Consider the following 20,927-nt stretch of genomic DNA (forward strand, 5'->3'; position numbering starts at 1 on the left):
GCCGTAGATCAACGGATAGTCGATCCAGGGAATCCGGACCAGCCACTGCAGGGTGGCAACGAACCAGATGGCAATCTGCGAGATCGCCATCGCATCGATCCAGTGCAACGACATCCGATCGGCATCCGAACGTCGTTGCAGCAGCCCGCGCCGGTAACGCCAGACCCGCAGCAGGCCAGCGATCACATAGCTGAGGCTGTACGCGTACAGCACGATGTTCAACCGCATCCATTCCAGTTCATCAATGCCCGTCAGCAGACGCGCGTGGATACCTTCGGGCGGTACCCACCCACGCAGGAAGAAACCTGCATGCAGGGCCAGCACGATGATGAACCCGGACAAATGCACACTGTCGCGCCAGCGCGCGGCCCGCGCTTCGGTGAGGACCCTGACGTAGACATAGAACAGGCTGCCGTACAGGAACGGGAACAGGCCGACGAAGCGCAGCGCCTTGCCGGCCGTGGGGTAGGACGGGTTCCAGTAAACCGCCTTCACCGCCAGATCGATGCCGATCAGTGCGATCCACACCGCCAGCACCCGGTTCGCCCCGGCGTTGACCGGGCGGCGCCACAGGGCCAACGCCAGCAGCGCGGCCTGTGCGGCGCCAATGGCGAAGACGACGATCCAGAAAGCCATGTAAGGGGGCGGTTGGCGGTGGGATGGGCCGCAGCTTAGCAGTCCATTTCGGGGGGGAAGAACAGGACAAACGGCATAGGCCGTGCCTTCGATGGGCGCGCCTTGTCGCATTCATCCCGCTGCGTGCACCGCACGCCAGGAAGCCAAGTTCGATCCGTGTCGCATATTGCCCAAGCGGCTGCGGCCATTGCGGCGCCCCGGTCTGCGGCCACTTAACAGCATGCAAGAATGCTGAAAGCGTCTTCGATCAAACGCTGTTTGCAACACTTCTGATTGGCGTTGCGCAGCGGCGGCGGTACAGATGGCGGGCCACCGGAAAAGGGTGGCCGGGCTTCGAAAACCCGTGCGCTTGTTTGACAACGCTTGCCCGTCGGCGTCACTCCTCGTGGCGTCGGCGGGCAATCCGTCTGCCGGTTATGGCGGGCGGAGCGTGGAGGCCTTGTGCCTGCCGGTTTCAACAAGCGCCCGGTTTTCGAACCACGTCTCCGCCCGCCACCTTTGCGTGGCGGCTGCCGTCTGTCCTGCACGGAGCACCTGCCATGAGCACACCCGACTCCTCCCGCCTGCGCACGCAGTGCGTACTCGCCAACGCCGACGCACCTTCGGAAGCACCGGACGCACGCGATCCCCTCGGTTTCATCACCACGCTCGACCGCATCGGCAAGGGTGCCGCCGCCGATGGCCAGCCGTGGCCCGAGCGTCACCAGATGCCCGGCCGCCGCATGGCCTTGGGCGATGCGGACTGTGCACTGGCCGGCCAGCGCGTGACGCTGGAACTGCTGCTGGCCGCTGAGCGCGTGCGTCAGAACGGCGCAGACGCCGAGTATGTGGGTGATCGCGTGCTGGAGGGGCTGGCCATGGTCTCGCTGGCCCTGAACGCGCAGATCGGCATGCGCATGCGGCCGGAGGAGTGATACGGGTAGTGTCGCCTGCTGTTCCGCCGGGCATGGCCCGGCGCTACCGCGGGCTCTGCATTACTCGCAGGCATCGCCCTCGTTCTTCAGCAGCGCTTCGTCCAGCGGGCGCTCGCGTTCAATCAGCGCACGTTGTTCCGCCGTCGGCTCGCCCAGCCACCACACACGGCAGCGCGCGGTAAGACGGCCGACCATCTTCGACTGGTCGGGCGAATACAACATCGCCAACGCGGTGCCGGGGCAGTCGTGGGCCTGGCAGGCGGTGTAGAACCACCACGGCTCGCCCTGCAGCACGACCAGCTCGCCAGGGCCGCTGGGGCCGCTCAACAGGCGCTTGCGCAGCGACGGGATGTCCTTGTCGGTGGATTCGGCGTCCTGCGTGCCTTTCATCAGCGCATCGAACGCGGCCAGCACCTTCGGGTCCTTGCGGCCGCAGTCGTCGACGCTGTTGCCGCCCACCAGAGTAAAGAAGTGGGTCGCCAGCGGGTTGTCCGCGCAGGTCAGTTCGCCGCCGGCGCTCGGGTCTTCCGGTTCGCCTTCGTTGTCCCACACCGCGGGATCCACGCCGTCTTCGATGGACGGTTCCTTCTCGATCACTGTGGCCGTGGCGGCCGGTGCTTCGGTGGTCGGCACTGGCGCCGCAGCAGGTGCAGTCTCGCCAGTCTTCTCCGGTGCCTGCCCGCAGGCTGCCAGCAGCGCGGCCATCATCGCCATCCCTGTCATTCGCATCTTCATCGCGTGTCCTTGTCTGATCTGCGCTGCATCCGCCGAATCGGCGGCCGCGTGATTCTAACCAGCACCGCGCTAGGATGCGTCCGTAGCTTCCCGTCATCGCCTGGAGCCGGACGCATGCGCCGTAAACGACTCGCCATGATCTTCTGCAATGCCCTGCTGCTGACAACGCCGGCAATGGCGTTCGGGGCTGAAGGCACGACGCCTGCGCCGCGCCTGCCCGACGCAGACCTGCCCGCACCGCTGGATCGCGTGCTGCGCGACTACGAGCAGGCCTGGCGCACGGGTGATGCCAAGGCACTGGCCGCGCTGTTCGCCGAGGATGGCTTTGTGCTGCAGAGCAACCAGCCACCGGTGCGCGGGCGCAGCGCGATCGAGGCCGCGTATGCCGGCCAGGGCAGCAGCCCGTTGCGGTTGCGTGCCTTGGCGTATGCGATGGAAGGGAACACGGGTTACATCATCGGTGCCTACGGCTACGGCAACAACGTGGGGGATACCGGCAAATTCACGCTGACGCTGAAGCGCGTGGGCGAAGGGCCGTGGTTGATCTTCTCGGACATGGACAACGGCAACGCACCGCCGCGCGCGCGGTGATGGTTTCCGCCGGGCATGGCCCGGCGCTACCGAAAAAAAACCCCGGCGCGTGGCCGGGGTTTTCGATTCACTTGAACAGCGTGTCCGGGTATTCCGGTTTCTGTTCCCGCGCCAGCAATGCGCGCAGGCCTTCTTCCGGCGTCTGCTCGCCGTGCAGCACGGCACGCACGCGATCGGAGATCGGCAGGTCGATGCCATGGCGGCGTGCCTGTCGCATCACTTCGTCGGCGGTCTGCACCGACTCGACCACCTGGCCGATCTCGCGCACGGCATCCTGCAGCGTCTGGCCCCGGCCCAGGGCCAGGCCCAGGCGGCGGTTGCGCGACAGGTCGCCGGTGCAGGTCAGCACCAGATCGCCCAGGCCGGCCAGGCCCATCAGCGTTTCCGGCTTGGCGCCGATCGCAGCGGCCAGGCGCAGCATCTCGTTGAGGCCACGGGTGATCAGGCCGGCTCGGGCATTGAGGCCCAGCTGCATGCCATCGGCCACGCCGGTAGCCACGGCCAGCACGTTCTTCATCGCACCGCCCAGCTCGGCACCGACCATGTCGTCGCCGGTATAGGCGCGGAACGCCGGGCCGTGCATGGCCTCGGCCACCGTCTGCGCGAACTCGGGCACGTCGCCGTGCACGGTGATCGCGGTCGGCAGGCCCTGGGTGACTTCCTTGGCGAACGACGGCCCGGTGACAACGGCCAGCGGCACGTCCTCGCCCAGCACTTCGCGCGCCACTTCATGCAGGAAGCGGCCCGAACCGGGTTCGAAGCCCTTGGTGGCCCACGCCACGCCGGCACCGGCCGGACGCAGCGGTGCCAGCGCACGCACGGTTTCACCGAAGGCGTGCGACGGTGTCACCACCAGGATCCAGGCCGCGCCCTCCACCGCCGACGCCAGGTTGGTGGTGGCACGCAGGCTGTCCGGCAGCGGGATGCCCGGCAGGTAACGCGGGTTCTCGTGGCGCTGGTCGATGGCTTCGACCACGGCAGCGTCGCGCCCCCACAGCACGGTCGGGTGACCGTGCCGTGCGAGCAGGCTGGCCAGCGCGGTTCCCCAGGAACCGGCGCCCAGCACGGCGATCTTGTCAGCGGTAGTGCTCATCCGTGACGTCGCAGCCGGAATCAGGCGTTGCCGGCCGGCTCGGAGTCAGCCAGCGACGGTGCGTCGCCCTGCTCCTGGCGCTGGCGCAGGGTTTCTGCGTACAGGCCTTCGAAGTTGATCGGCTGCAGGAAGAACGGCGGGAAGCCGCCGGCCTGGATCAGGTCGCTGACCAGCTGGCGCACGTATGGGAACAGGATGTTCGGGCACTGGGTGCCGAGCAGCACGTCGATCGACTGCGGGTCCAGGCCGACCAGACCGAACACGCCGGCCTGCTTCACTTCGGCCACGTAGGCGGTGCGCTCACCGGCCTGGCAGGTCAGGGTGACGGCCAGCACGACTTCGAAGGCATTCTCACCCAGTCGCTGCACCTGCTGGTTCAGGTTCAGCTGCAGCTCCGGCTGCACCTGGTCATTGAAGATGGTCGGAGCGTTCGGCGACTCGAAGGAGACGTCCTTGACGTAGATCTTCTCGACGGTGAAAGCGGGGCCGGTGGCGGCATCGACCGGCGCAGCGGCGCCGTTGGTGATCTCTTCGGACATTTCCAGTAACTCCAATGAATGCAATGAAAACGATGGTCGAATTACTGCGATGGGGGCGGCATCAGGCCCATACAAGGCCGGATCCGCCACCTGCGGCAATCAGTTGCGGCCCTTGACCAGCGGCAGCTCGGCCTGCTGCCAGGCGGGAATGCCGCCGTCGAGCACGTAGACCTTCTCGAAGCCGGCCTTCTTCAGTGCCTTGGCGGCGGTTTCCGAGGCGTTGCCGCTGCGGCACACCAGCACCACCGGCGACTGCTTGGCGTTGGCCACCAGCTTGTTGTCCGGGCCGAAGGCACTGGCCTGGGCGTTGCGGCTGCCGGCAATGTGGCCCTTCTCGAAGTCACCGCTGGCCGACAGGTCGACCACCACCGTGCCGCCCGCGTTCATCAGCTGGGTCAGTTCGGCGGGCTTGATGCCCTTGAAGCCCCGGAACAGGCGGCGGATCTCGGTGACGATGATGGCCACGGTCAGGCCGACCAGGGCCGCGGACAGCATCGGGTTTCGGCCTGCAAAGGCCAGCAACTCTTCGTAATTCACTCAGGTCACGGGTCGATTAAGCGGGCGCCGATTGTCGCACAAGCCGGACGCGGCCCGTCACTGCCCCTTCCACAGGTCCGGCAGGCCGGCGGTCTGCCACCAGCGCTTGGCCTCCGGATCCCAGCGCCAGCGCTCGACCACCATCACGGTGCGCTCGGCCTGGGTGTTCTGGTTGATCACCCCGATTTCGACCCGGCGCTCGACCAGGCCGCCTTCCAGCGCGGCGCTGCTGCGCTCGCGGTAGGACGACACGCGCAGCTGCGCGTAGCGGTTGAGCTCGAACTCGGTGGGCGGCTTTTCCTTGCGCTGCTTGGGGTCCAGATAGCCGATGGCATCGTCCATGCTGCCCCAGCGGATGGTCGCCCCGTAAGCAATCTGGGTCTCTTCCAGCAGCTTGCGCTGCTTGCGGCTGAGGTCGTCGGCCGAGGCTGCGGCGCTGGCCAGCAGCAGGGAGCAGATCAGGAACTGGATCAGGCGGCGCATCGGTGGTTTCCCCAGAACGTCAGCCTGCCATCCTACCCTTTGGCGAAGGCAACAAAGCGACCGCTGAACTCGGCGGCGGGCTTGCCGTCGGCGCCGGGCTGGGTGGCGATGATGCTGATGCGGGCCTTGCGGCGCTGGCGGAAGGTATTCAGGAAGGCGTCCCAGCCGCTGGCTTCGGCCGCTTCGGCGTGGGCATGCAGGTCTTCGTAGACCGGGGCCAGGTAGCGCAGGTTGCTGTCGGCCACGTAGACCTCGGCATCGTGGCCGGCCAGGCGCAGTCGCAGGCTGACCAGTGCCCAGCCCGACAGGGTCAGCACCGAGGCGAGGCTGCCACCGAAGGCGTTGCCCTTGTCGTTGACGTTGGCGGCCAGCGGCGCGGTGATGCGCAGCACGCCGTCGGCATAGCCGTCGAGCTGGATCTGCATGGCGCGGACCGCCGGCATGCAGTCCAGCACGTCCTGCAGGGCGGCCAACGAGGAAGTCAGGGCATCAACGGACATCGGAGCAGCGACCACGACAACGAAGGGCCCGCATAATGCAGGCAATGGCCGACCATACGATACCCACTGGCGCTGCCGGTTCCGAGGCGGGCTGGACCTTCATTTCGCTGCGCCCGCGGGGCCAGAACGCGGCGCTGCGCCGCGCCGTTGCTGGGCTGGGCGGGCATGTAGTGGCCCTGCCGCCCTGGCGCTTGCAACGCCTGCAGGGCACGCCAGTGGTGCGCCAGCTGCAACGCGCGCTGAACTGCGATCGGGTGGTGTTCACCAGCCCGGCTGCGGTGGCCGCAGCCGCCGCGCTGCTGCCGCTGGCCGACGCCCAGCGCAGCCCCTGGCTGACGGTGGGCGAAGGCACCGCGCGCGCGTTGCGGGCGCAGGGCCTTGACCAGGTGCATGCCCCGCAACGGATGGACAGCGAAGGCCTGCTCGCCCTGCCGGTTCTGGCGCAGGTGCAGGGCTTGCGCATCGGCCTGGTCACCGCCCCAGGTGGACGCGGCGTGATTGCCGCGCAGCTGCAGGCGGCTGGCGCCACCCTCGAACGCGCAGACGTCTATCAGCGCCGTCTGCTGCGCCTGCCGCCCCGTGCGCTGGCCCGGCTGGCGCGTTCAGCGTCCCCCTGGGTGCTTGCGGTCAGCAGTGGCGAAGCGCTTCAGCATTTCTGGCGGCAGATCCCGGCCGCCTTGCAGCAGCGTCTGCAGGCACACGCCAGCATCGTGGTCGCCAGCGATCGGCTGGGCGAACAGGCTCGCAGCCTGGGACTGCACCGTGTCGTGCGCAGTGCCGGGCCGACCACTGAACAATTGGTCGCCGCTGCACACGCCACGCTCACCGGCCCGGCAGCGACCTGAACAGGGACATGCGTCACGCTTGCCGCTGCCGTCGGCAACAGTGATGCTGTGCACAACGCGGCCTGCCGGAACCGACTGGCAACACAGCCGACAAGGAAGCCCGATGAACGACACTCCGCCCGCTGCTCCACCCCATCGACCCGTGCGCTGGCTGCTGCCGCTGGCCGGCGTGGTCGTGCTTGGTGCGGGCGGCTATGCCGGCTGGTACTTCTGGCAGCAGCAACAGGAAGAACAGCACGCACAGGCGCAGACCACCGCCGTGCAGCTGCAGGGCCTGGAAGCCACGCTGGACGCGCTGCGCCGTGACCAGCGCGCGACCAGCCAGCGCCTGCAGGATGCGGCGGCCACCAACCGTGTGCTGCGCGACGAGATGCTGGGCCTCTCGCAGCGCAGTGCACTGCTGGAAGAGAACCTGGCCAAGCTGGCCGACAGCGCCAACCAGGGCCGCCAGGCGGTACAGCGCGATGAGGCCGAGCTGCTGCTGACCCAGGCCGCGCAGCGCCTCAACTTCGCCGACGACGTGGACGGCGCGCGCCGTCTGTACGCGCAGGCGGCCACCGCGCTGGCCGATCTGCCCGACAGCGAGGGCCTGAACCTGCGCCAGGCGCTGGTGCAGGAGCGCGATGCGCTCGATGCGCTGGGCGCCGGCCCGCGCGTGCAGTCGCTGCAGCGGTTGGATGCCTTGGCCAGGGCACTGCAGGGACTGCCCTCGCAGGTAACCGGCAACGCTGCGAATGACACCGCAAAACCGTGGTGGCAATCGACGCTGGCCCCGTTCGTGGACATCACACCGAGCCGCCAGAACGGCCCGCTGACCGCTGCCGAACGCCGCAACGCCGACGATGCACTGCAACTGGAACTGACCCTGGCGCGCGCCGCGATCGAACGCGGCGACCGCGCCGGCCGCGATACCGCATTGGCACGCGTGGAGCACTGGGCGCAGCGACGCTGGCCGGATTCACCAGCCCTGCGCGCGCAACGTGCTGAACTGAAGGCCTTGCGCGAGCTTCCGCTGCAGGCCAGCAACGCCGTTCTTGGCAGCACCCTGCAGCAACTGCGCACCCAGACCGACCGGAGGTAATCCCGCATGAAACCCCTGCAATCCCTGGTCGTGCTGTTGCTGGCCGTGGCCATCGGCGTGGTCGCCGCGCAATGGCTCGGCGCCGATGACCTCAACCGCTTCGGCGAAGTGACACTGCGCTACGGCGGCTACGACTACCACAGCAACCTGCCGAAGGTGGCGCTGCTGTCGGTGATCGCAGTGCTGGTGCTGTGGCTGCTGTGGAGCCTGATTGCCGCACCGTTCCGGGCCTGGGGCCGCTACCGCCGCAAGCAGGGCCGGGTGCGCCTGATCGACGGCCTGCAGGCCTACGAACATGGCCAGTGGCAGCGTGCCGAAAAGCTGCTGGATGGCGCGGCCAAGGATCCGGAGGTAAGTGCGGTGGCGCTGGCCAATGCCGTGCGCAGCGCGCAGGCACGTGCGGACGGCCCGGCCGGTGAAGCCCTGCTGCAGCGTCTGGGCGAAAGCGATGCCACCCTGCAGGCGCTGCTGCGCGCCGAACAGCTGCTGGCGCGCGATCTGCCGGTGGATGCGATCAACGCATTGGACGTGGCGGCGATCCAGCCGCTGCCGCCGCGTGGCCTGTGGCTGCGCACCGAAGCGCTGGCACAGGCCGGTCGCGCCCACGAGGCGTATGGCCAGTTGGGTGCACTGCGGCAGAGCAAGGTGCTGCCGGCCGATGCCAGCAGCGAACTGGAAGCACGCCTGGCGGCGCAGGCGCTGCTGGAAGCAGCCGACGTCAATGCGCTGGCCGCGCAGTGGGAAGCCACGCCGAAGGCGCTGCGCCCCACTCCGGACGTGGTCGGCGCCTATGCCAGCCGCGCGGTGGCACTGAACTGGGACGAGCCCGCGCTGCTGGCGCTGGAGCAGGCCCTGGACCATCGCTGGGACGACGAACTGGTGGCGCTGTATGGCCGCCTGCCCGCCGAGCGCCTGGCGACGCGCCAAGCCAACCTGGCGCGCTGGCGCAACGTGCATGACGACTCGGCCGCGCTGCGCCTGGCACAGGGCCGCGTGGCACTGGGCCAGCAGCAGTGGGATGCCGCCGATGCGTTCCTGCACGAGGCCATTGCCGCTGGCGCCGGTGCTCCGGCCTGGGAAGCACTGGGAGAACTGTTCGCGCAGCGTGGCGAGCACGCACTGGCCGCGCAGTGCCTGGCCAATGCGCTGCGCCTGCAGCGCGGCGAGGACAGCGTGGCGCTGGTGCGCAGCATTGAAGCGCCGTCGCGGGCCACGGTGGAAGAGCAGCCGATTGCGGTGCAGCCGCCGGTGTATGACGCCAACGAAGAGCGCGACGAATTCGGCAACCCGCGGTTGCCGTGAAGCGTGCCGACCAACGGTCGGCACCCACCGGAGCAAGAAAAAACGCCGCCCACTGGGCGGCGTTTTCATCTGTGGAACCCGGTAGTCGCCAACCCTGGTTGGCGTGCGGTCCCAGCGATCAGCGTTCGACGATCGCCACCACGCCCATGCCGCCGGCGGTGCAGATCGAGACCAGCGCGCGGCCACCGCCGCGTTCGGCCAGCTGCTTGGCCGCGGTGGCGATCACGCGGGCGCCGGTGGCGGCGAACGGATGGCCGGTGGCCAGCGACGAGCCCAGCAGGTTGATCTTGTCCGGGTCGATGCGGCCCAGCGGCGCGTCCAGGCCCAGGCGGTTGCGGCAGTAATCCTCGCTCTCCCACGCGCGCAGGGTGCACAGCACCTGTGCAGCGAAGGCTTCGTGGATCTCGTAGATGTCGAAGTCCTGCAGGGTCAGGCCGTTGCGCTTGAGCATTTCCGGCACGGCCACCGTCGGCGCCATCAGCAGGCCTTCGCCATGCACGAAGTCCACCGCAGAGACATGCGCGTCGCGCAGATAGGCCTGCGGCTCATGGCCGTGTGCACGCGCCCACTCTTCACTGGCCAGCAGCACCGCGGCGGCACCGTCGGTCAGCGGGGTGGAGTTGGCGGCGGTGAGCGTGCCACGGCCGGAGACCTTGTCGAAGGCCGGCTTCAGTGTGGCCAGCTTTTCCAGCGAGGTATCCGGGCGCAGGATGTTGTCGCGCTCGACGCCACGGAACGGTGCGATCAGGTCGTTGAAGAAGCCGCGCTCATAAGCGGCAGCCAGCTTCTTGTGCGAGGACACCGCCCACTCGTCCTGCGAGTCGCGCGAGATGTTCCATTCCTTGGCCATGTCCTCGCAATGGTCGCCCATGCTCTTGCCGGTGCGCGGCTCGGCCACGCCCGGGAACTCGGGCTTCAGTTCGGAGAACTTGAAGCCGGCGGTGAGCGCACGGATCTTGTCGCCGGTGCTCTTGGCACGGTTGGCCGCCAGCAGGCGCGCCCGCAGCTTCTTGCCGTAGACGATCGGCACGTCGGAGGTGGTATCGGAACCGCCGCCGATGCCGGATTCAATCTGGCCCAGCGCGATCTTGTTGGCGACGGTGATGATGCTGTCCAGCGAAGTACCGCAGGCGCGCTGCAGGGTGATACCCGGGGTCAGCGGCGACAGGCCGGAGGACAGCGTGGCTTCGCGGCCCAGGTTCCAGTCGCTGGAGTGCTTGATCACCGCACCCATCGCCACTTCACCCAGCTGCTGGCCGTGCAGGCCGAACCGTTCAACAAGCGCGCCCAGCGTACGGACCGACATGCCGAGGTTGCCGACATCCGAATACGCGGTGTTCTGGCGGCAGAACGGAATGCGGACGCCACCGAGGATGGCGACGGGACGAGCGTTGGGCATGGAGATACCTGGCATGGATGAGGGTGTCTGCAACATGGCCTGCACGACGGAGCAGGCATAATGGAGCCAAGTGTAGCTGCCGCCCTGTGATGGGCCAACCGTGGAACCATGAGCAAACCCGACCCCGCGATGAATGCCCTTGGCGTGCTGGCCCTGGAACTGGCCGGCGGCGAAATCCCCCGCCAGGCGGTACTCAGCGCCGAACAGGCCGGTGAACTGGCCGATCGCGTCGGCCGCGACCTGTCCAAGCTGGTGCCGCAGGTGGCCGAGCTGGACCTGGTGTTCGCCGCCGCCCATTTCGACCCGGCCGAAGTGCTGCGCCCGGGCTGGCCGATCCATCGCCGCCTGGAAGAACTGCAGATGCGCGCCCCGGGCCGCAACCAGGGCCCTCGCCTGCTCGCCTTCGGTACCGACGCCCAGGGTGACGTGCCGCTGCCGTTCCAGGCCGATGCCAGCCTGGTGGGTGGTGGCCTGCGCGTGGTGCCGTTCCTGCTGACCGGCAGCGACGTGGCCACCACCAACGCCGTCGCCAACGCGCTGGAAGAAACGCTGCTGGCCAACGGCATGGCGCATGCCGATACCGCGTTGATGGCGCAGAACACCTTCGGTGCCCGCATCGAGCACGCGCGCTACTTCACCGTGAATGATCTGGCCGCGATGATGTCGATGCAGTACGACAACCAGGGCCTGGCCGCGCTGTGGCCGCTGATCGAGACCGCGATCATGGCGCCAGGCGAGGACGAGTGGCTCAACGCCGCGCCCGAGCCGCTGCTGCGCTATACGCATGGCGAAGCGCGCATGGCGCTGTTCGACCCGGCCGGCTGGTGCGCGCACTACAACCACGGCAACAACGACTGCGATCGCCTGAAGGGCATCTACGAGCAGTTCCTGATGCGCCAGCGGCAGATGGCTGCGGTGCTGGAAGCGCATGGCGTGCCGGTGCTGTTCGTGCACTGCGAGGCCGGCCAGGACGCGCGCGAGCTGCTGGCGCGCTGATCAAGCCGCACCACGCGCCGCCAACCGGTTCGGCGGCGCGATGTGTCACCATTGCTGGCTTGTGCATGGACCACTCATGCGCAGTCAAGGACGAACTGCATGCTGCATACGCTTCAATGCGCAGGGCTGACCCTGCTTGCCACAGCCATCTGTGGCCTTCCGATCATGGCCCAGGCAGCGACACCGGTCGCCGCGACACCCACCTGCACAGTTGCGCCGGCCTTCGCTGCTGCCGTGGCGGAGCCCGCGGTCTATGACAGCCATATCCGCTTCAGCAACACGGTCAAGGTGCAGGTCAACGTGGATGCGCAGGGCCGCGCCCACGATGCGCGCGTGCTGAACGGCTCCCGCAACCGGGTGCTGGATGATGCAGCCCGGCAGGCGGCCCTCAGCTGGAAGTATCAGTGCCAGGGCCAGGGCGGCATCGCGCAACCGGTCGTGCCTGTTCCGGAACCGGCCTGCCGGCTGGACCGCCTGAGCTGGGCGGACAACGAACCCAGGTTCTCCAGCGCACTGCGGTCCAGTGGTTTGCGCGGCTCGGCGGAGGTCTGGTTGCGCCCGGTGGCCGGCGATCCGGCAAGAACGGAGGTGAAGATCGGCCGGAGCAGCGGGGATGCGCGCATTGATGACACGCTGCTCACCGCCGCACGGAACTGGCGGCTGACCTGCCCGCCGGACGCGCCCGTGAAGCACCCCTGGATCAGCTTCACCCAGTCATTCAACTTCGAACCGCGGAGCCAGCCAGCGGCCACGGCGGCATCAGAGCCGGAGCCGGATGATGTGGTGATCGCAAATGATGCCCTGCTGGAGTTCGGCACCGTCGCCGGCTTCGTTGAAGCGCTGCCGAAGATGAAGGGCGTAGATCTTGCGCCGGATCAGTCCAGTCAGCCCGGAATGACGCTCTACAACACCAGTCTTGGCGCGATCATGCGGGAAGTCGAGATGACCGAGGGACGGTTGAAGCCGGTGACCATGACCCACTGGCTGGTGATGGTGCCGCCCCACCGCACGGCACCGGCCGTGGTGCGCACATTCAAGCGCGAAGTGATCGATGCCAAGACGGGCAAGGCCCACATGCAGACCGATATCTCGATCCTGTGTGAAAGCGGCCCCGCCGAATGTGCTGAACTGCGGCAGCGACGCGACACATTGCTGCGATCCCCCTGACCCCAGCAAAGGCAGCCGGGCATGGGCTCGGCTCTACAGGAAGCAGTGCGCAGTGCAAAGAAAAACGCCGGCTTGCGCCGGCGTTTTCAGCTTCTTACGGGGCCTTCTGGATCACTGCACACGCCAGGCGCGCGCCGGCGTTGCCGGTCGGCTGGGTCTTGTAGTCGTCCGCATCGGCGTGGACGATCAGGCCGCGGCCGATGATGTCGAAGTCATCACCCTTGCCGATGTTGACGTTGCTCGACACCGGGCCGTCGATGATGGCCACGCCCTTGTCGTCGGCCTTGATGTTGGGCATGTCGCCACCGTGGTGCGGATCGGTGGCAACGTTGCCGTGATCCTGCTTGCCCGGGTTGAAGTGGCCACCGGCGCTCATGCCGTCCGGCGCGCTGCAGTCGCCCTTCTCGTGGATGTGGAAGCCGTGCTCGCTGCCCGGCTTCAGGCCGCTGATCTGGCCGGTCACGTGGACCTTGCCGTCAACCACCTTGAAGGTGACGCTGCCCTTGGCCTCGTTGCCCTGGGTCGGTGCCAGCTCGGCGGTGGCCGAAGCATCGGCGGCCGGTGCGGTGGCCGCTGCCGGTGCGGCAGCCGGTTCAGTGGTGGCAGCCGGCGCCGCCGGCGTGGTTTCCGCCTGCGGTGCGGCGGGCTGCTGGCCGCAGGCCGCGAGGCCCAGCGCGGTGATGGCGGCGAACAGCGACGTGTGGATCAAGCGCATGGAATCTCTCCCTGGATGAAGCCTGCAGTGATCAGCGGACAACCCGGATCACGCCACAGGCGATGCGGACGCCGGCATTGCCGGCGGGCTGGCTGCGATAGTCGTCGGCGTTGGCATGCACGACCAGTGCACGTCCAGCGATATCGGTGGCGGCGCCTCCGCCAAGGGTAACGCCCTTGAGGTGGATATCGACGTTGGCGCGGCCCTGGGCGTCGGCACGCAGATTGTCCATGTCGCCCAGGTGGTGCTTGCCGGTGCCGGCGCGGCCATGCGCGGCGCCACCGGGGTTGAAGTGGTTGCCGGCGCTGCTGGCATCCACCGCGCTGCAGTCGCCGCGCTCGTGGATGTGGAAACCGGCCTGCTGCATCGGCTGCAGGCCACCGATCAGCCCGGTGATGTGGATGCCGCCGGGCTCCACCATCAGCGCGATGCGGCCACTGACGATACTGGCCGAGGCCGGCGACAGGTTGGCCTCGGCCTGCTTGGCGGCGCTGACCACGGTCGGCGGCGGCGGGGTGGGCTCGGCCTTCTTCGGCGCACTGCCACAGGCAGACAGCAGCACGGCGGCGGACAACGGCAGGATGGCAAAGGACAGACGCATCGAAGACTCCTTGCAGATGACACTACGGACGGCATCGTCCATGAACGATCAACGGTTCGGCAAGCGGGCGCGAGGATCGCGTGCAGGGACCGTTCAATGGCCCCCGCGGCGGCGCCCGGCGCCCAGCTTGCGGGTAAGGGTATTGCGGCCGAGGCCCAGGCGGGCAGCGGCTTCGGCGCGGCGGCCGTGGGTGATCTGCAGCGCGGCCTCCAGCAGGGCATGGTCGACGCGCTCGCGCACCTGCGCGTGCAGCCCTTCGGCGCCTTCGGCCAGCTGCCGGCGCGCCCACTCGGCCAGCAGCGCTTCCCACTGCCCAGGATCGGCGCCGTGCGCGGGGCTGCGGCGGCCACGCGCGCGATTGAGCGCAGTATCGACGTCGGCCACGCCGATGGTGTCGGCAGCGGCCAGCGCGGCCATCCGCCAGCACACGTTTTCCAGTTCGCGCACGTTGCCCGGCCAGTCGTGTTCGCGCAGCGCCTGCAGGGCGGCGGCAGTGAGCCGCTTCGGCGGCGTGTCCAGCTTGCGTGCGGCCGCGGCCAGGAAGGTGCTGGCCAGTTGCGCGATGTCCTCGCGGCGCTCGCGCAGTGGCGGCAGCTGCAGGCGCACCACGTCCAGGCGGTGCAGCAGGTCGGCGCGGAACTTCCCCTGCGCGACCAGGCCTTCCAGGTCCTGGTGGGTCGCGGCGACCACACGCACATCGACGCGGATCAGCTCGCGGCCACCGACGCGGAAGAACTCGCCCTGCGCCAGTACGCGCAGCAGGCGGGTCTGCAGCGGCAGTGGCATGTCGCCTATTTCATCGAGGAACAGCGTGCCGCCGTCGGCCTGCTCGAAGCGACCGATATGGCGGCGCTGTGCGCCGGTGAACGCACCGGCCTCGTGACCGAACAGCTCGCTTTCCAGCAGCTCGGCCGGGATCGCGGCAGTGTTGAGTGCAACGAACGGCCCGTGCGCGCGTGGTGATTCGCGATGCAGCGCATTGGCCACCAGTTCCTTGCCGGTGCCGGTCTCGCCGGTGATCAGCACCGCCAGCGGCGCCTGTGCCAGGCGACCGATGGCGCGGAACAGCGCGCGCATCGGCGGCGTATCGCCCACCAGTTGCGGCGGCTGATCGCTGTGCGTTTCCGCCGCGGGCGTGGGCGCGGCCAGCGCCGGTGCCACCGCCGGCAGCACGCGCTGTGCCAGCGCCACCGCATCGTCCAGGTCGAACGGCTTGGACAGGAATTCATGCGCGCCGCCACGGAACGCACCGGCGGTGCTGGCCACATCGGTATAGGCGGACATCACCACCACCGGCAACTGCGGCAGTGCGGCCTTGAGCTTGTCCAGCAGCACCAGCCCGTCGTCGCCGGGCATGCGCACATCGGTGAACAGCAGCGCCGGCGGCGGGCCTTCGTTCAACGCCTGCAACGCGGGGGCGGCACTGTCGAAATCAACGACCTGGTAGCCCGCCTCGCGCAGCGCGGTGCACAGCACGAAGCGAACAGCGCGGTCGTCGTCGACCACCCAGATACGCTGTACGGGGGTGGAAGCATCAGACATCGCGCGGGGCCTCTTCGGCAGGGGCGGTGCCGTTGGCGATCGGCAGCAGCAGGGTGAACACGGTATGCCCCGGGCGCGAGCGGTAGGTGAGCGTGCCGCGGTGTTCGCGCGCCACCTGCTGGGCCAACGCCAGGCCCAGCCCGGTGCCTTCGGCGCGGCCACTGACCAGCGGCAGGAACAGGTGTTCGGCCAGTTCCTCGGGCACGCCACGGCCGTCGTCGGCGATCTCCAGGCGCAACGCCAGCGTGTGCAGCTGTTCGGCGATGCGCACGCCATGCTCCACGCGGGTACGCAGGGTGATGTTGCCGGCGCCGGCCTGGATCGCGTTGCGCACCAGGTTCCACACCGCCTGGGTGAGGCGGTCGGCGTCGCCATGGAATTCGGGAATGCTGGGGTCGTAGTCGCGCTGCAGGCGCACCGCCCAGCCGGCTTCGCTCTCGGCCAGGCGCAGCACGCGCTCCAGCGCGGCATGGATGTTCAGCTCGGCGTGTGGGGCCGCCGGGGCCGGCGACAGCAGCTGGTCAAGCAGGCCGTTGAGGCGCTCGATCTCCGAGCCGATCAGTTCGATCAGCTCGCGTTCGCTGGCATCGCGCTGGGCAGCACGCCGGGCCAGCAGCTGCGCGGCGCCCTTCAGTCCGGCCAGCGGGTTGCGCAGCTCGTGGGCCAGTCCCTTCAACGCCGCGCTGAGCGCGCTGGGCAGGGCCTGGGTCGGGTCCAGACCGGGGAACTCGTCGACCGGATGCGCCTCCAGCAGCCAGCCGCCGTCGTCGCGGCGGCTCATCCAGCCCTCGGCGAAGCGCGGCGCCTCGCCGGGCACCGCCAGCGCCAGCCGGTTCAGGCGCAGGCTGTCGCGCTCGTCGCGGGCGAGGAAATGGGCCAGCGCCTCGCCCTGCACTTCCAGCGCGGCCAGCGGCTGGCCCAGCAGGCGGCGGCCGCTGACGCCCAGCCAGCGGCCAAACGCCGGATTGCAGCCGATGATGCGGCCATCGGCCCCGGCCCAGGCCAGCGGCGTGCCGAGGGCATCGAGGGACGGCGGGGGTGCGGGGTCGGACATTGCACCAATGTAGTGCAAAACGCGGGTTCGGGGTCGGATCCCTTTCCGTCAGGAAAGGGCTCTGACCCCGGCAGGGCAGCGTTACACCGGGTAGCCGGTGGCTTCCCGGGCCTTCTTCCAGGCGGCTTCGAATTCGCGTGCGGAAATTTCGTCGTCCTCGTCGAAATCCAGGAACGACACCGGCTGGTCGGCCAGCAGGAAGCGGTCGTCGCTGTGGGCATGCTCGTCGGCCCAGACCATCTTGGTGCCGTAGATTTCCACCTGGCGCACGATCTTCTCGCCACGGGCTTCCATCAGAACGTTGCCCTTGCCCAGGCCCGATTCGGCCCAGTGCTTGTAGTACTTCTTTGCCGCGGATTTCGCGCCGGATTTTGCGTTGTGCTTTGCGTAGGTCATTGCAGGGGGCCTGGCCGCAGGCGCGGCCGGAAAGTTCGGAATGACGCCATTATCAGGCATCCGGGGGTCAGATCCCTTCCCTGCGGGAAGGGATCTGGCCCCTGCCGACCTACTGCGGCAGCGCCACGCCCTTCGGCCACAGCATCCAGATATTGCCCTTCTGCTTCATGTCGCCGGCCAGCTTGCCGGCGGCATCGCCGCTGCCCCAGTACAGGTCGGCGCGCACTTCACCGGCGATGGCGCCGCCGGTGTCCTGTGCGGCCACCGGGCGCACCACGGGCGTGCCATCGGGGCGCGTAGTGGACAGCCACAGCAGACTGCCCAGCGGCACCACGGTGCGGTCCACCGCCACGCTGTAGCCGGCGGTGAGCGGCACGTTCAGTGAACCGCGTGGACCCTCCGGGCTGTCCGGGTTGCGCACGAAGAACACGTAGCTGGGGTTGCTGCGCAGCAGTTCCGGCACGCGCGCGGGATTGGCCCGGGCCCAGGCGCGGATGGCGTCCATGGTGACGTCTTCCTTCTTCAGCTGGCCCTGGTCCACCAGCCAGCGGCCGATGGCACGGTAGGGGTGGCCATTCTGCTCGGCATAGGCCAGCCGCACCTGCGTGCCATCAGCCAGGCGCACCCGGCCGGAGCCCTGGATCTGCAGCAGTTGCAGGTCCATCGGATCGGTCAGCCAGGCCAGCACCGGGGCCTTGGCGCCCTTGGCCGCGATGGTGCCGGCGTCGTCATAGGGCCTGAGCACCTTGCCTTCGACACGCCCGCGCAGGCGCTTGCCCTTCAGTTCCGGGTAGAGGCTCTCCAGCTGCACCACCACCAGATCATCCGGCGTGCCGTACACCGGCACCGTCGCCTTGTCGGTGCGGGTGAGGCTACCGGCGTAGATCGGCTCGTAGTAGCCAGTGATCAGCCCGTCGGCCTGGTGGCCACCGGCACGCAGCGCGTACACATCGAGGTCGCGCTGCAGGAACTGGCGGATCGCGGACGGGTCCTTGTCTGATACCGCGGCGGCGGTGGCGCAGGGCTTGGCCCAGACCGGATCGTTCTTCAGGCGGGGGCAGCTGCTGCGCCAGGCAATGAAGCCGGCCTGCAGATCGGTATCGGAGACCGGGGGCAATGCGCTCCATGCGGTCTTGGCGTAGGTGGCCGCAGGCGGCGTGACCGGCGTCGGCGCTTCGGATCCGGTACGGGGAGCGGTGGTGGAGCAGCCCGCGAGCACGGCCGCTGCCAACAGGGTCCAGTGCTTGCGCTTGAAGAAGGTAGCGGAATCGATCATGCCGCCATGGTGGAGTGCCGGCCGCTGGGCGGCAACCCAGCGCGGGGTCCAGCGTTCATGCGCCGGGTCACGGCGTCTGCAGCAGCAGCGAATGCAGGATGCGCGCGTCCTCGGCATCCAGCGTCTTCGGCAGGTCGTCGCGGCCGCGGAAGCGGCGATGGAAGGCGGCGACGGTGGCCTCACGGTTGTCCAGCGGATAGCCGAAGCGGGCCAGCGCATTCCACGCGTCGAAGCCTTCCGGTGCCGCACCGTCGGCCGCGCGCGGCCAGACGCCGAAGCCAGCCTCGGCCAGCTGCTGCCACGGGAAGAACCGGCTCGGATCCTGCTTGCGCGTGGGCGCCAAGTCGGCATGGGCGATGACCTGGCGCGGCGGGATGTTCAGGCGGGTGGTGAGATCGCGCAGCAGCACGATCAATGATTCGATCTGCGCCTGGCTGAACGGGCTGCGGCCATCGTTGTCGAGCTCGATGCCGATCGAGGCGGAGTTGAGATCGGTGATGGTGCCCCAGCGCCCGGCACCCGCGTGCCAAGCACGGCGCTCATCGGCGACCAGCTGGTAGCGATGGCCATCGGCACCGATCAGGTAGTGCGCACTGACCGGCCCACCGCTGTTGGCGGTACGCAGCGTATGCAGGCTTTGCTGCACCGACTTCTGCTCGGTGTGGTGGATGACGATCATGACCGGCGTGCGCGCGTTCTGGTTGGGTGACGGCACCCAGGTGGCGAGCGGGTTGTGCTGCACGGGCGCGGTAGCTGTGCAGGCCGTCAGAGCGAGCGCCAGCAGTGCGGATACCAGAAGGCGAGGGCTGATCATGGGCAGATTGTAACCATGGACCGCAGCCGTGGTTCGACGCAGCGTGCCGAACGACATCGCCGATGACCCGCAGTCCACGTGCTGGTGGCAGTGCCTGATCATTAATAAGATGTAGCGGATCACATGAAAAGAGCTAAGCAGCACTATGGGGCAGGAGGGCCCGGAAAGATCAGATCCTGCTCCAATCTTGCGGCATAGATGCTCTCGAACTGGCAGGAAAGCACGAAGCGCGATTCACATCCCGCAGCATAGCGCTTGATGAAACGGCAGATTTCTTCTCAAGCGCATTCAAATCCGCTTGCGCGGAAATGGAACGAACCCAGCAGCCCCACGCGCCACTCGGCCTCCAGCCCTTCTGCGACGACAGCCTCCGGCGGCTCAACGATGCGGAACCCGAACCCCGTGTTGGATGCTGGAAGATACCCCTGCAGCTTGTCCAGACCATCGGAATACTCGGCCTGGATCGAATCCAAGGCTCGTTGCACGGCTTCGAGTTTGGAACCAACCTCGACTTCAAGAAACAGCGAAATACTCATCGTCGAACCTTTACAGCGGCGCCATCGTCAAAGGTCTTATGCTACGGCAGAGCGTTCTCATCCGCGTACAGGGCATTCGGACGTAATTATCCCTCTACCCGCTGAGCTCACCCATGAACTCCGCAATCAACATCCGATCAGAATCATTCTTCCCCACTCGATCCAGAACTGGACCAAGATGGTAGGCGAGAAGGTCACGATAGGCACCGGCCTCTGGAATAAAAGCATCAAGACAACTCAAGAAGGACCTTACCGACATGAACGAAAGAAAGACCTCGTAGGGATATGAGCTCGCATAAGGAACAGCCTGCAAATAGTAGTTGGCCAACTTTTTCTGCTCTGCCCTGGGCCAGGAACGGCACTTCATCAGAACAAATGCATCCCGATAATTGTCCGACCTCAAGGCGGCGTAGTTCATCAACCACTCCGATGCGGCCGCAGCGTCCATTGCAGAGATCTCGCCGCAGAGCTTTCTAATTCTTTCATCCATAGATCTGCAGCCGACCTGATGATTGCTTCGTTGTAGATTGCTTCATTCGCCGACTTCGGCATCAACTGCTATTTGTGCCCCTTCCTCTGCGAGGGCTCCCAACAGCGCATGTGGATAGCAATCATCCTTCGACAGTAGATACATATATCACCCGGCGACTTCGATCACCGAGGCATTGCGATACGGAATCTCGAAAAATTACTCACGAGAGAGGACTTCAGCTTCAAAAAGCCATCCCCGCTTCATCCGATGAATTCCACACTCAAATCAGGTCCAGACGTCTCCCTCAGGCGCGGTCCAAACCAATCCAAACGGTGCATCCGTAAGAAACCAGAATCCATCCTCATCGAGATCTTCCTGATCTCTTGTAGCAGGCCAAGCGTGACGCAAAACATCCAGTTGCGCATCGATATCGCCATCGGCGAAGACACCATCCGAGGCAAGCTTCAGCTTCCCTTCCTGCATCAACATCCTAAGCATCGAGAAGAACTCTTCCGTCTGCTGCTCAAAAGCGACACTCCCCGCATCAAACTCCATGTTCATATTTCTCCATAGAACTCCCATGGAGTAGCCATAAGAGTAATGAAGAACATTCCTGATTACGCCAGACATTTCTTGGATCTGCTGGGGGTGATGCCTCTGACCTATCGATTGCTCCAATTGAATAGCGAGGCCAATGCTTCCA

The 20,927-nt window shown here is 67.3% G+C and carries 24 protein-coding genes; 7 read left to right on the forward strand and 17 right to left on the reverse strand.

Annotated elements, in window-relative coordinates; genetic code table 11:
- Positions 1-1,175 precede the first annotated feature (1,175 nt).
- A complete protein-coding gene (locus tag D7T59_RS04265; protein ID WP_180851059.1) occupies positions 1,176-1,550 on the forward strand; it encodes a hypothetical protein in 375 nt (124 codons plus the stop codon).
- A 60-nt stretch (positions 1,551-1,610) separates the two neighbouring features.
- Here D7T59_RS04265 and D7T59_RS04270 read toward each other — a convergent pair whose 3' ends face one another.
- The gene (locus tag D7T59_RS04270) at positions 1,611-2,285 is read right to left on the reverse strand and encodes an Ivy family c-type lysozyme inhibitor (protein WP_180851058.1); all 675 of its coding nucleotides are present in this window, start codon (positions 2,283-2,285) and stop codon (positions 1,611-1,613) included.
- Between the two features lie 135 nt (positions 2,286-2,420).
- Between D7T59_RS04270 and D7T59_RS04275 the strand changes: the two genes are divergently transcribed.
- Complete coding sequence (locus tag D7T59_RS04275) at positions 2,421-2,876, forward strand: YybH family protein (protein ID WP_180851099.1); 456 nt, start codon at positions 2,421-2,423, stop codon at positions 2,874-2,876.
- A gap of 67 nt (positions 2,877-2,943) precedes the next feature.
- On the opposite strand, the gene D7T59_RS04280 is transcribed toward D7T59_RS04275, so the two are convergent.
- From D7T59_RS04280 to D7T59_RS04300, 5 genes are all read right to left on the reverse strand, one after another.
- Entirely contained in the window at positions 2,944-3,969 is a 1,026-nt protein-coding gene (locus D7T59_RS04280; RefSeq protein ID WP_164137340.1) for an NAD(P)H-dependent glycerol-3-phosphate dehydrogenase, read from the reverse strand.
- 20 nt (positions 3,970-3,989) lie between these two features.
- On the reverse strand, positions 3,990-4,508 hold the full coding sequence (secB, locus tag D7T59_RS04285; RefSeq protein ID WP_004153553.1) for a protein-export chaperone SecB: 519 nt from the start codon (positions 4,506-4,508) through the stop codon (positions 3,990-3,992).
- 99 nt (positions 4,509-4,607) lie between these two features.
- On the reverse strand, positions 4,608-5,045 hold the full coding sequence (locus tag D7T59_RS04290; protein ID WP_004153552.1) for a rhodanese-like domain-containing protein: 438 nt from the start codon (positions 5,043-5,045) through the stop codon (positions 4,608-4,610).
- Positions 5,046-5,102: 57 nt separating this feature from the next.
- Positions 5,103-5,528 carry a hypothetical protein gene (locus D7T59_RS04295; protein ID WP_049429838.1) on the reverse strand — a complete coding sequence of 142 codons (426 nt, stop codon included), beginning with the start codon at positions 5,526-5,528 and terminating at the stop codon, positions 5,103-5,105.
- Positions 5,529-5,560: 32 nt separating this feature from the next.
- Positions 5,561-6,028 (reverse strand): YiiD C-terminal domain-containing protein, encoded by a 468-nt coding sequence (locus D7T59_RS04300; RefSeq protein ID WP_008266702.1) that lies wholly within the window; start codon positions 6,026-6,028, stop codon positions 5,561-5,563.
- A 35-nt stretch (positions 6,029-6,063) separates the two neighbouring features.
- Between D7T59_RS04300 and D7T59_RS04305 the strand changes: the two genes are divergently transcribed.
- The 3 genes from D7T59_RS04305 (at position 6,064) to D7T59_RS04315 (ending at position 9,256) form a co-directional block, all read left to right on the forward strand.
- Positions 6,064-6,873, forward strand: a complete 810-nt coding sequence (locus D7T59_RS04305; RefSeq protein ID WP_180851057.1) for a uroporphyrinogen-III synthase — start codon at positions 6,064-6,066, stop codon at positions 6,871-6,873.
- Positions 6,874-6,976: 103 nt separating this feature from the next.
- Positions 6,977-7,954 (forward strand): uroporphyrinogen-III C-methyltransferase, encoded by a 978-nt coding sequence (locus D7T59_RS04310; protein ID WP_164137342.1) that lies wholly within the window; start codon positions 6,977-6,979, stop codon positions 7,952-7,954.
- A gap of 6 nt (positions 7,955-7,960) precedes the next feature.
- Positions 7,961-9,256 carry a heme biosynthesis HemY N-terminal domain-containing protein gene (locus tag D7T59_RS04315; RefSeq protein ID WP_180851056.1) on the forward strand — a complete coding sequence of 432 codons (1,296 nt, stop codon included), beginning with the start codon at positions 7,961-7,963 and terminating at the stop codon, positions 9,254-9,256.
- Between the two features lie 118 nt (positions 9,257-9,374).
- Here the strand turns inward: D7T59_RS04315 and D7T59_RS04320 are convergent, their stop codons facing one another.
- Positions 9,375-10,670, reverse strand: coding sequence for an acetyl-CoA C-acetyltransferase (locus D7T59_RS04320; protein ID WP_099551602.1), 1,296 nt, complete (start codon positions 10,668-10,670; stop codon positions 9,375-9,377).
- A 93-nt stretch (positions 10,671-10,763) separates the two neighbouring features.
- Here D7T59_RS04320 and D7T59_RS04325 point away from each other — a divergent pair, with 93 nt between their 5' ends.
- On the forward strand, positions 10,764-11,651 hold the full coding sequence (locus D7T59_RS04325) for a hypothetical protein (RefSeq protein ID WP_106548723.1): 888 nt from the start codon (positions 10,764-10,766) through the stop codon (positions 11,649-11,651).
- A 99-nt stretch (positions 11,652-11,750) separates the two neighbouring features.
- Positions 11,751-12,818 carry a TonB family protein gene (locus D7T59_RS04330; protein WP_180851055.1) on the forward strand — a complete coding sequence of 356 codons (1,068 nt, stop codon included), beginning with the start codon at positions 11,751-11,753 and terminating at the stop codon, positions 12,816-12,818.
- A gap of 94 nt (positions 12,819-12,912) precedes the next feature.
- Here D7T59_RS04330 and D7T59_RS04335 read toward each other — a convergent pair whose 3' ends face one another.
- From D7T59_RS04335 to D7T59_RS04380, 10 genes are all read right to left on the reverse strand, one after another.
- Entirely contained in the window at positions 12,913-13,533 is a 621-nt protein-coding gene (locus D7T59_RS04335) for a superoxide dismutase family protein (protein WP_164137345.1), read from the reverse strand.
- Positions 13,534-13,564: 31 nt separating this feature from the next.
- Positions 13,565-14,134, reverse strand: a complete 570-nt coding sequence (locus tag D7T59_RS04340) for a superoxide dismutase family protein (RefSeq protein ID WP_014035519.1) — start codon at positions 14,132-14,134, stop codon at positions 13,565-13,567.
- Between the two features lie 93 nt (positions 14,135-14,227).
- A complete protein-coding gene (ntrC, locus tag D7T59_RS04345; RefSeq protein WP_164137346.1) occupies positions 14,228-15,676 on the reverse strand; it encodes a nitrogen regulation protein NR(I) in 1,449 nt (482 codons plus the stop codon).
- Complete coding sequence (locus tag D7T59_RS04350; RefSeq protein ID WP_164137347.1) at positions 15,669-16,730, reverse strand: two-component system sensor histidine kinase NtrB; 1,062 nt, start codon at positions 16,728-16,730, stop codon at positions 15,669-15,671. The genes ntrC and D7T59_RS04350 overlap by 8 nt, the downstream gene beginning before the upstream one ends.
- 81 nt (positions 16,731-16,811) lie before the next feature.
- The gene (locus D7T59_RS04355; protein ID WP_053461818.1) at positions 16,812-17,126 is read right to left on the reverse strand and encodes a hypothetical protein; all 315 of its coding nucleotides are present in this window, start codon (positions 17,124-17,126) and stop codon (positions 16,812-16,814) included.
- Between the two features lie 109 nt (positions 17,127-17,235).
- Positions 17,236-18,402, reverse strand: a complete 1,167-nt coding sequence (gene mltA / locus D7T59_RS04360; protein WP_164137348.1) for a murein transglycosylase A — start codon at positions 18,400-18,402, stop codon at positions 17,236-17,238.
- A 67-nt stretch (positions 18,403-18,469) separates the two neighbouring features.
- Positions 18,470-19,216 carry an N-acetylmuramoyl-L-alanine amidase gene (locus D7T59_RS04365; RefSeq protein ID WP_180851054.1) on the reverse strand — a complete coding sequence of 249 codons (747 nt, stop codon included), beginning with the start codon at positions 19,214-19,216 and terminating at the stop codon, positions 18,470-18,472.
- A 278-nt stretch (positions 19,217-19,494) separates the two neighbouring features.
- The gene (locus D7T59_RS04370) at positions 19,495-19,752 is read right to left on the reverse strand and encodes a hypothetical protein (protein ID WP_239503794.1); all 258 of its coding nucleotides are present in this window, start codon (positions 19,750-19,752) and stop codon (positions 19,495-19,497) included.
- A gap of 94 nt (positions 19,753-19,846) precedes the next feature.
- Entirely contained in the window at positions 19,847-20,170 is a 324-nt protein-coding gene (locus D7T59_RS04375) for a hypothetical protein (protein WP_142807956.1), read from the reverse strand.
- Positions 20,171-20,509: 339 nt separating this feature from the next.
- The gene (locus tag D7T59_RS04380) at positions 20,510-20,854 is read right to left on the reverse strand and encodes a DUF596 domain-containing protein (protein ID WP_142807957.1); all 345 of its coding nucleotides are present in this window, start codon (positions 20,852-20,854) and stop codon (positions 20,510-20,512) included.
- Positions 20,855-20,927: the final 73 nt, after the last annotated feature.

This window comes from Stenotrophomonas maltophilia, assembly GCF_013464915.1.
In the GTDB taxonomy this organism is placed as follows: Bacteria; Pseudomonadota; Gammaproteobacteria; order Xanthomonadales; family Xanthomonadaceae; genus Stenotrophomonas; species Stenotrophomonas maltophilia_AT.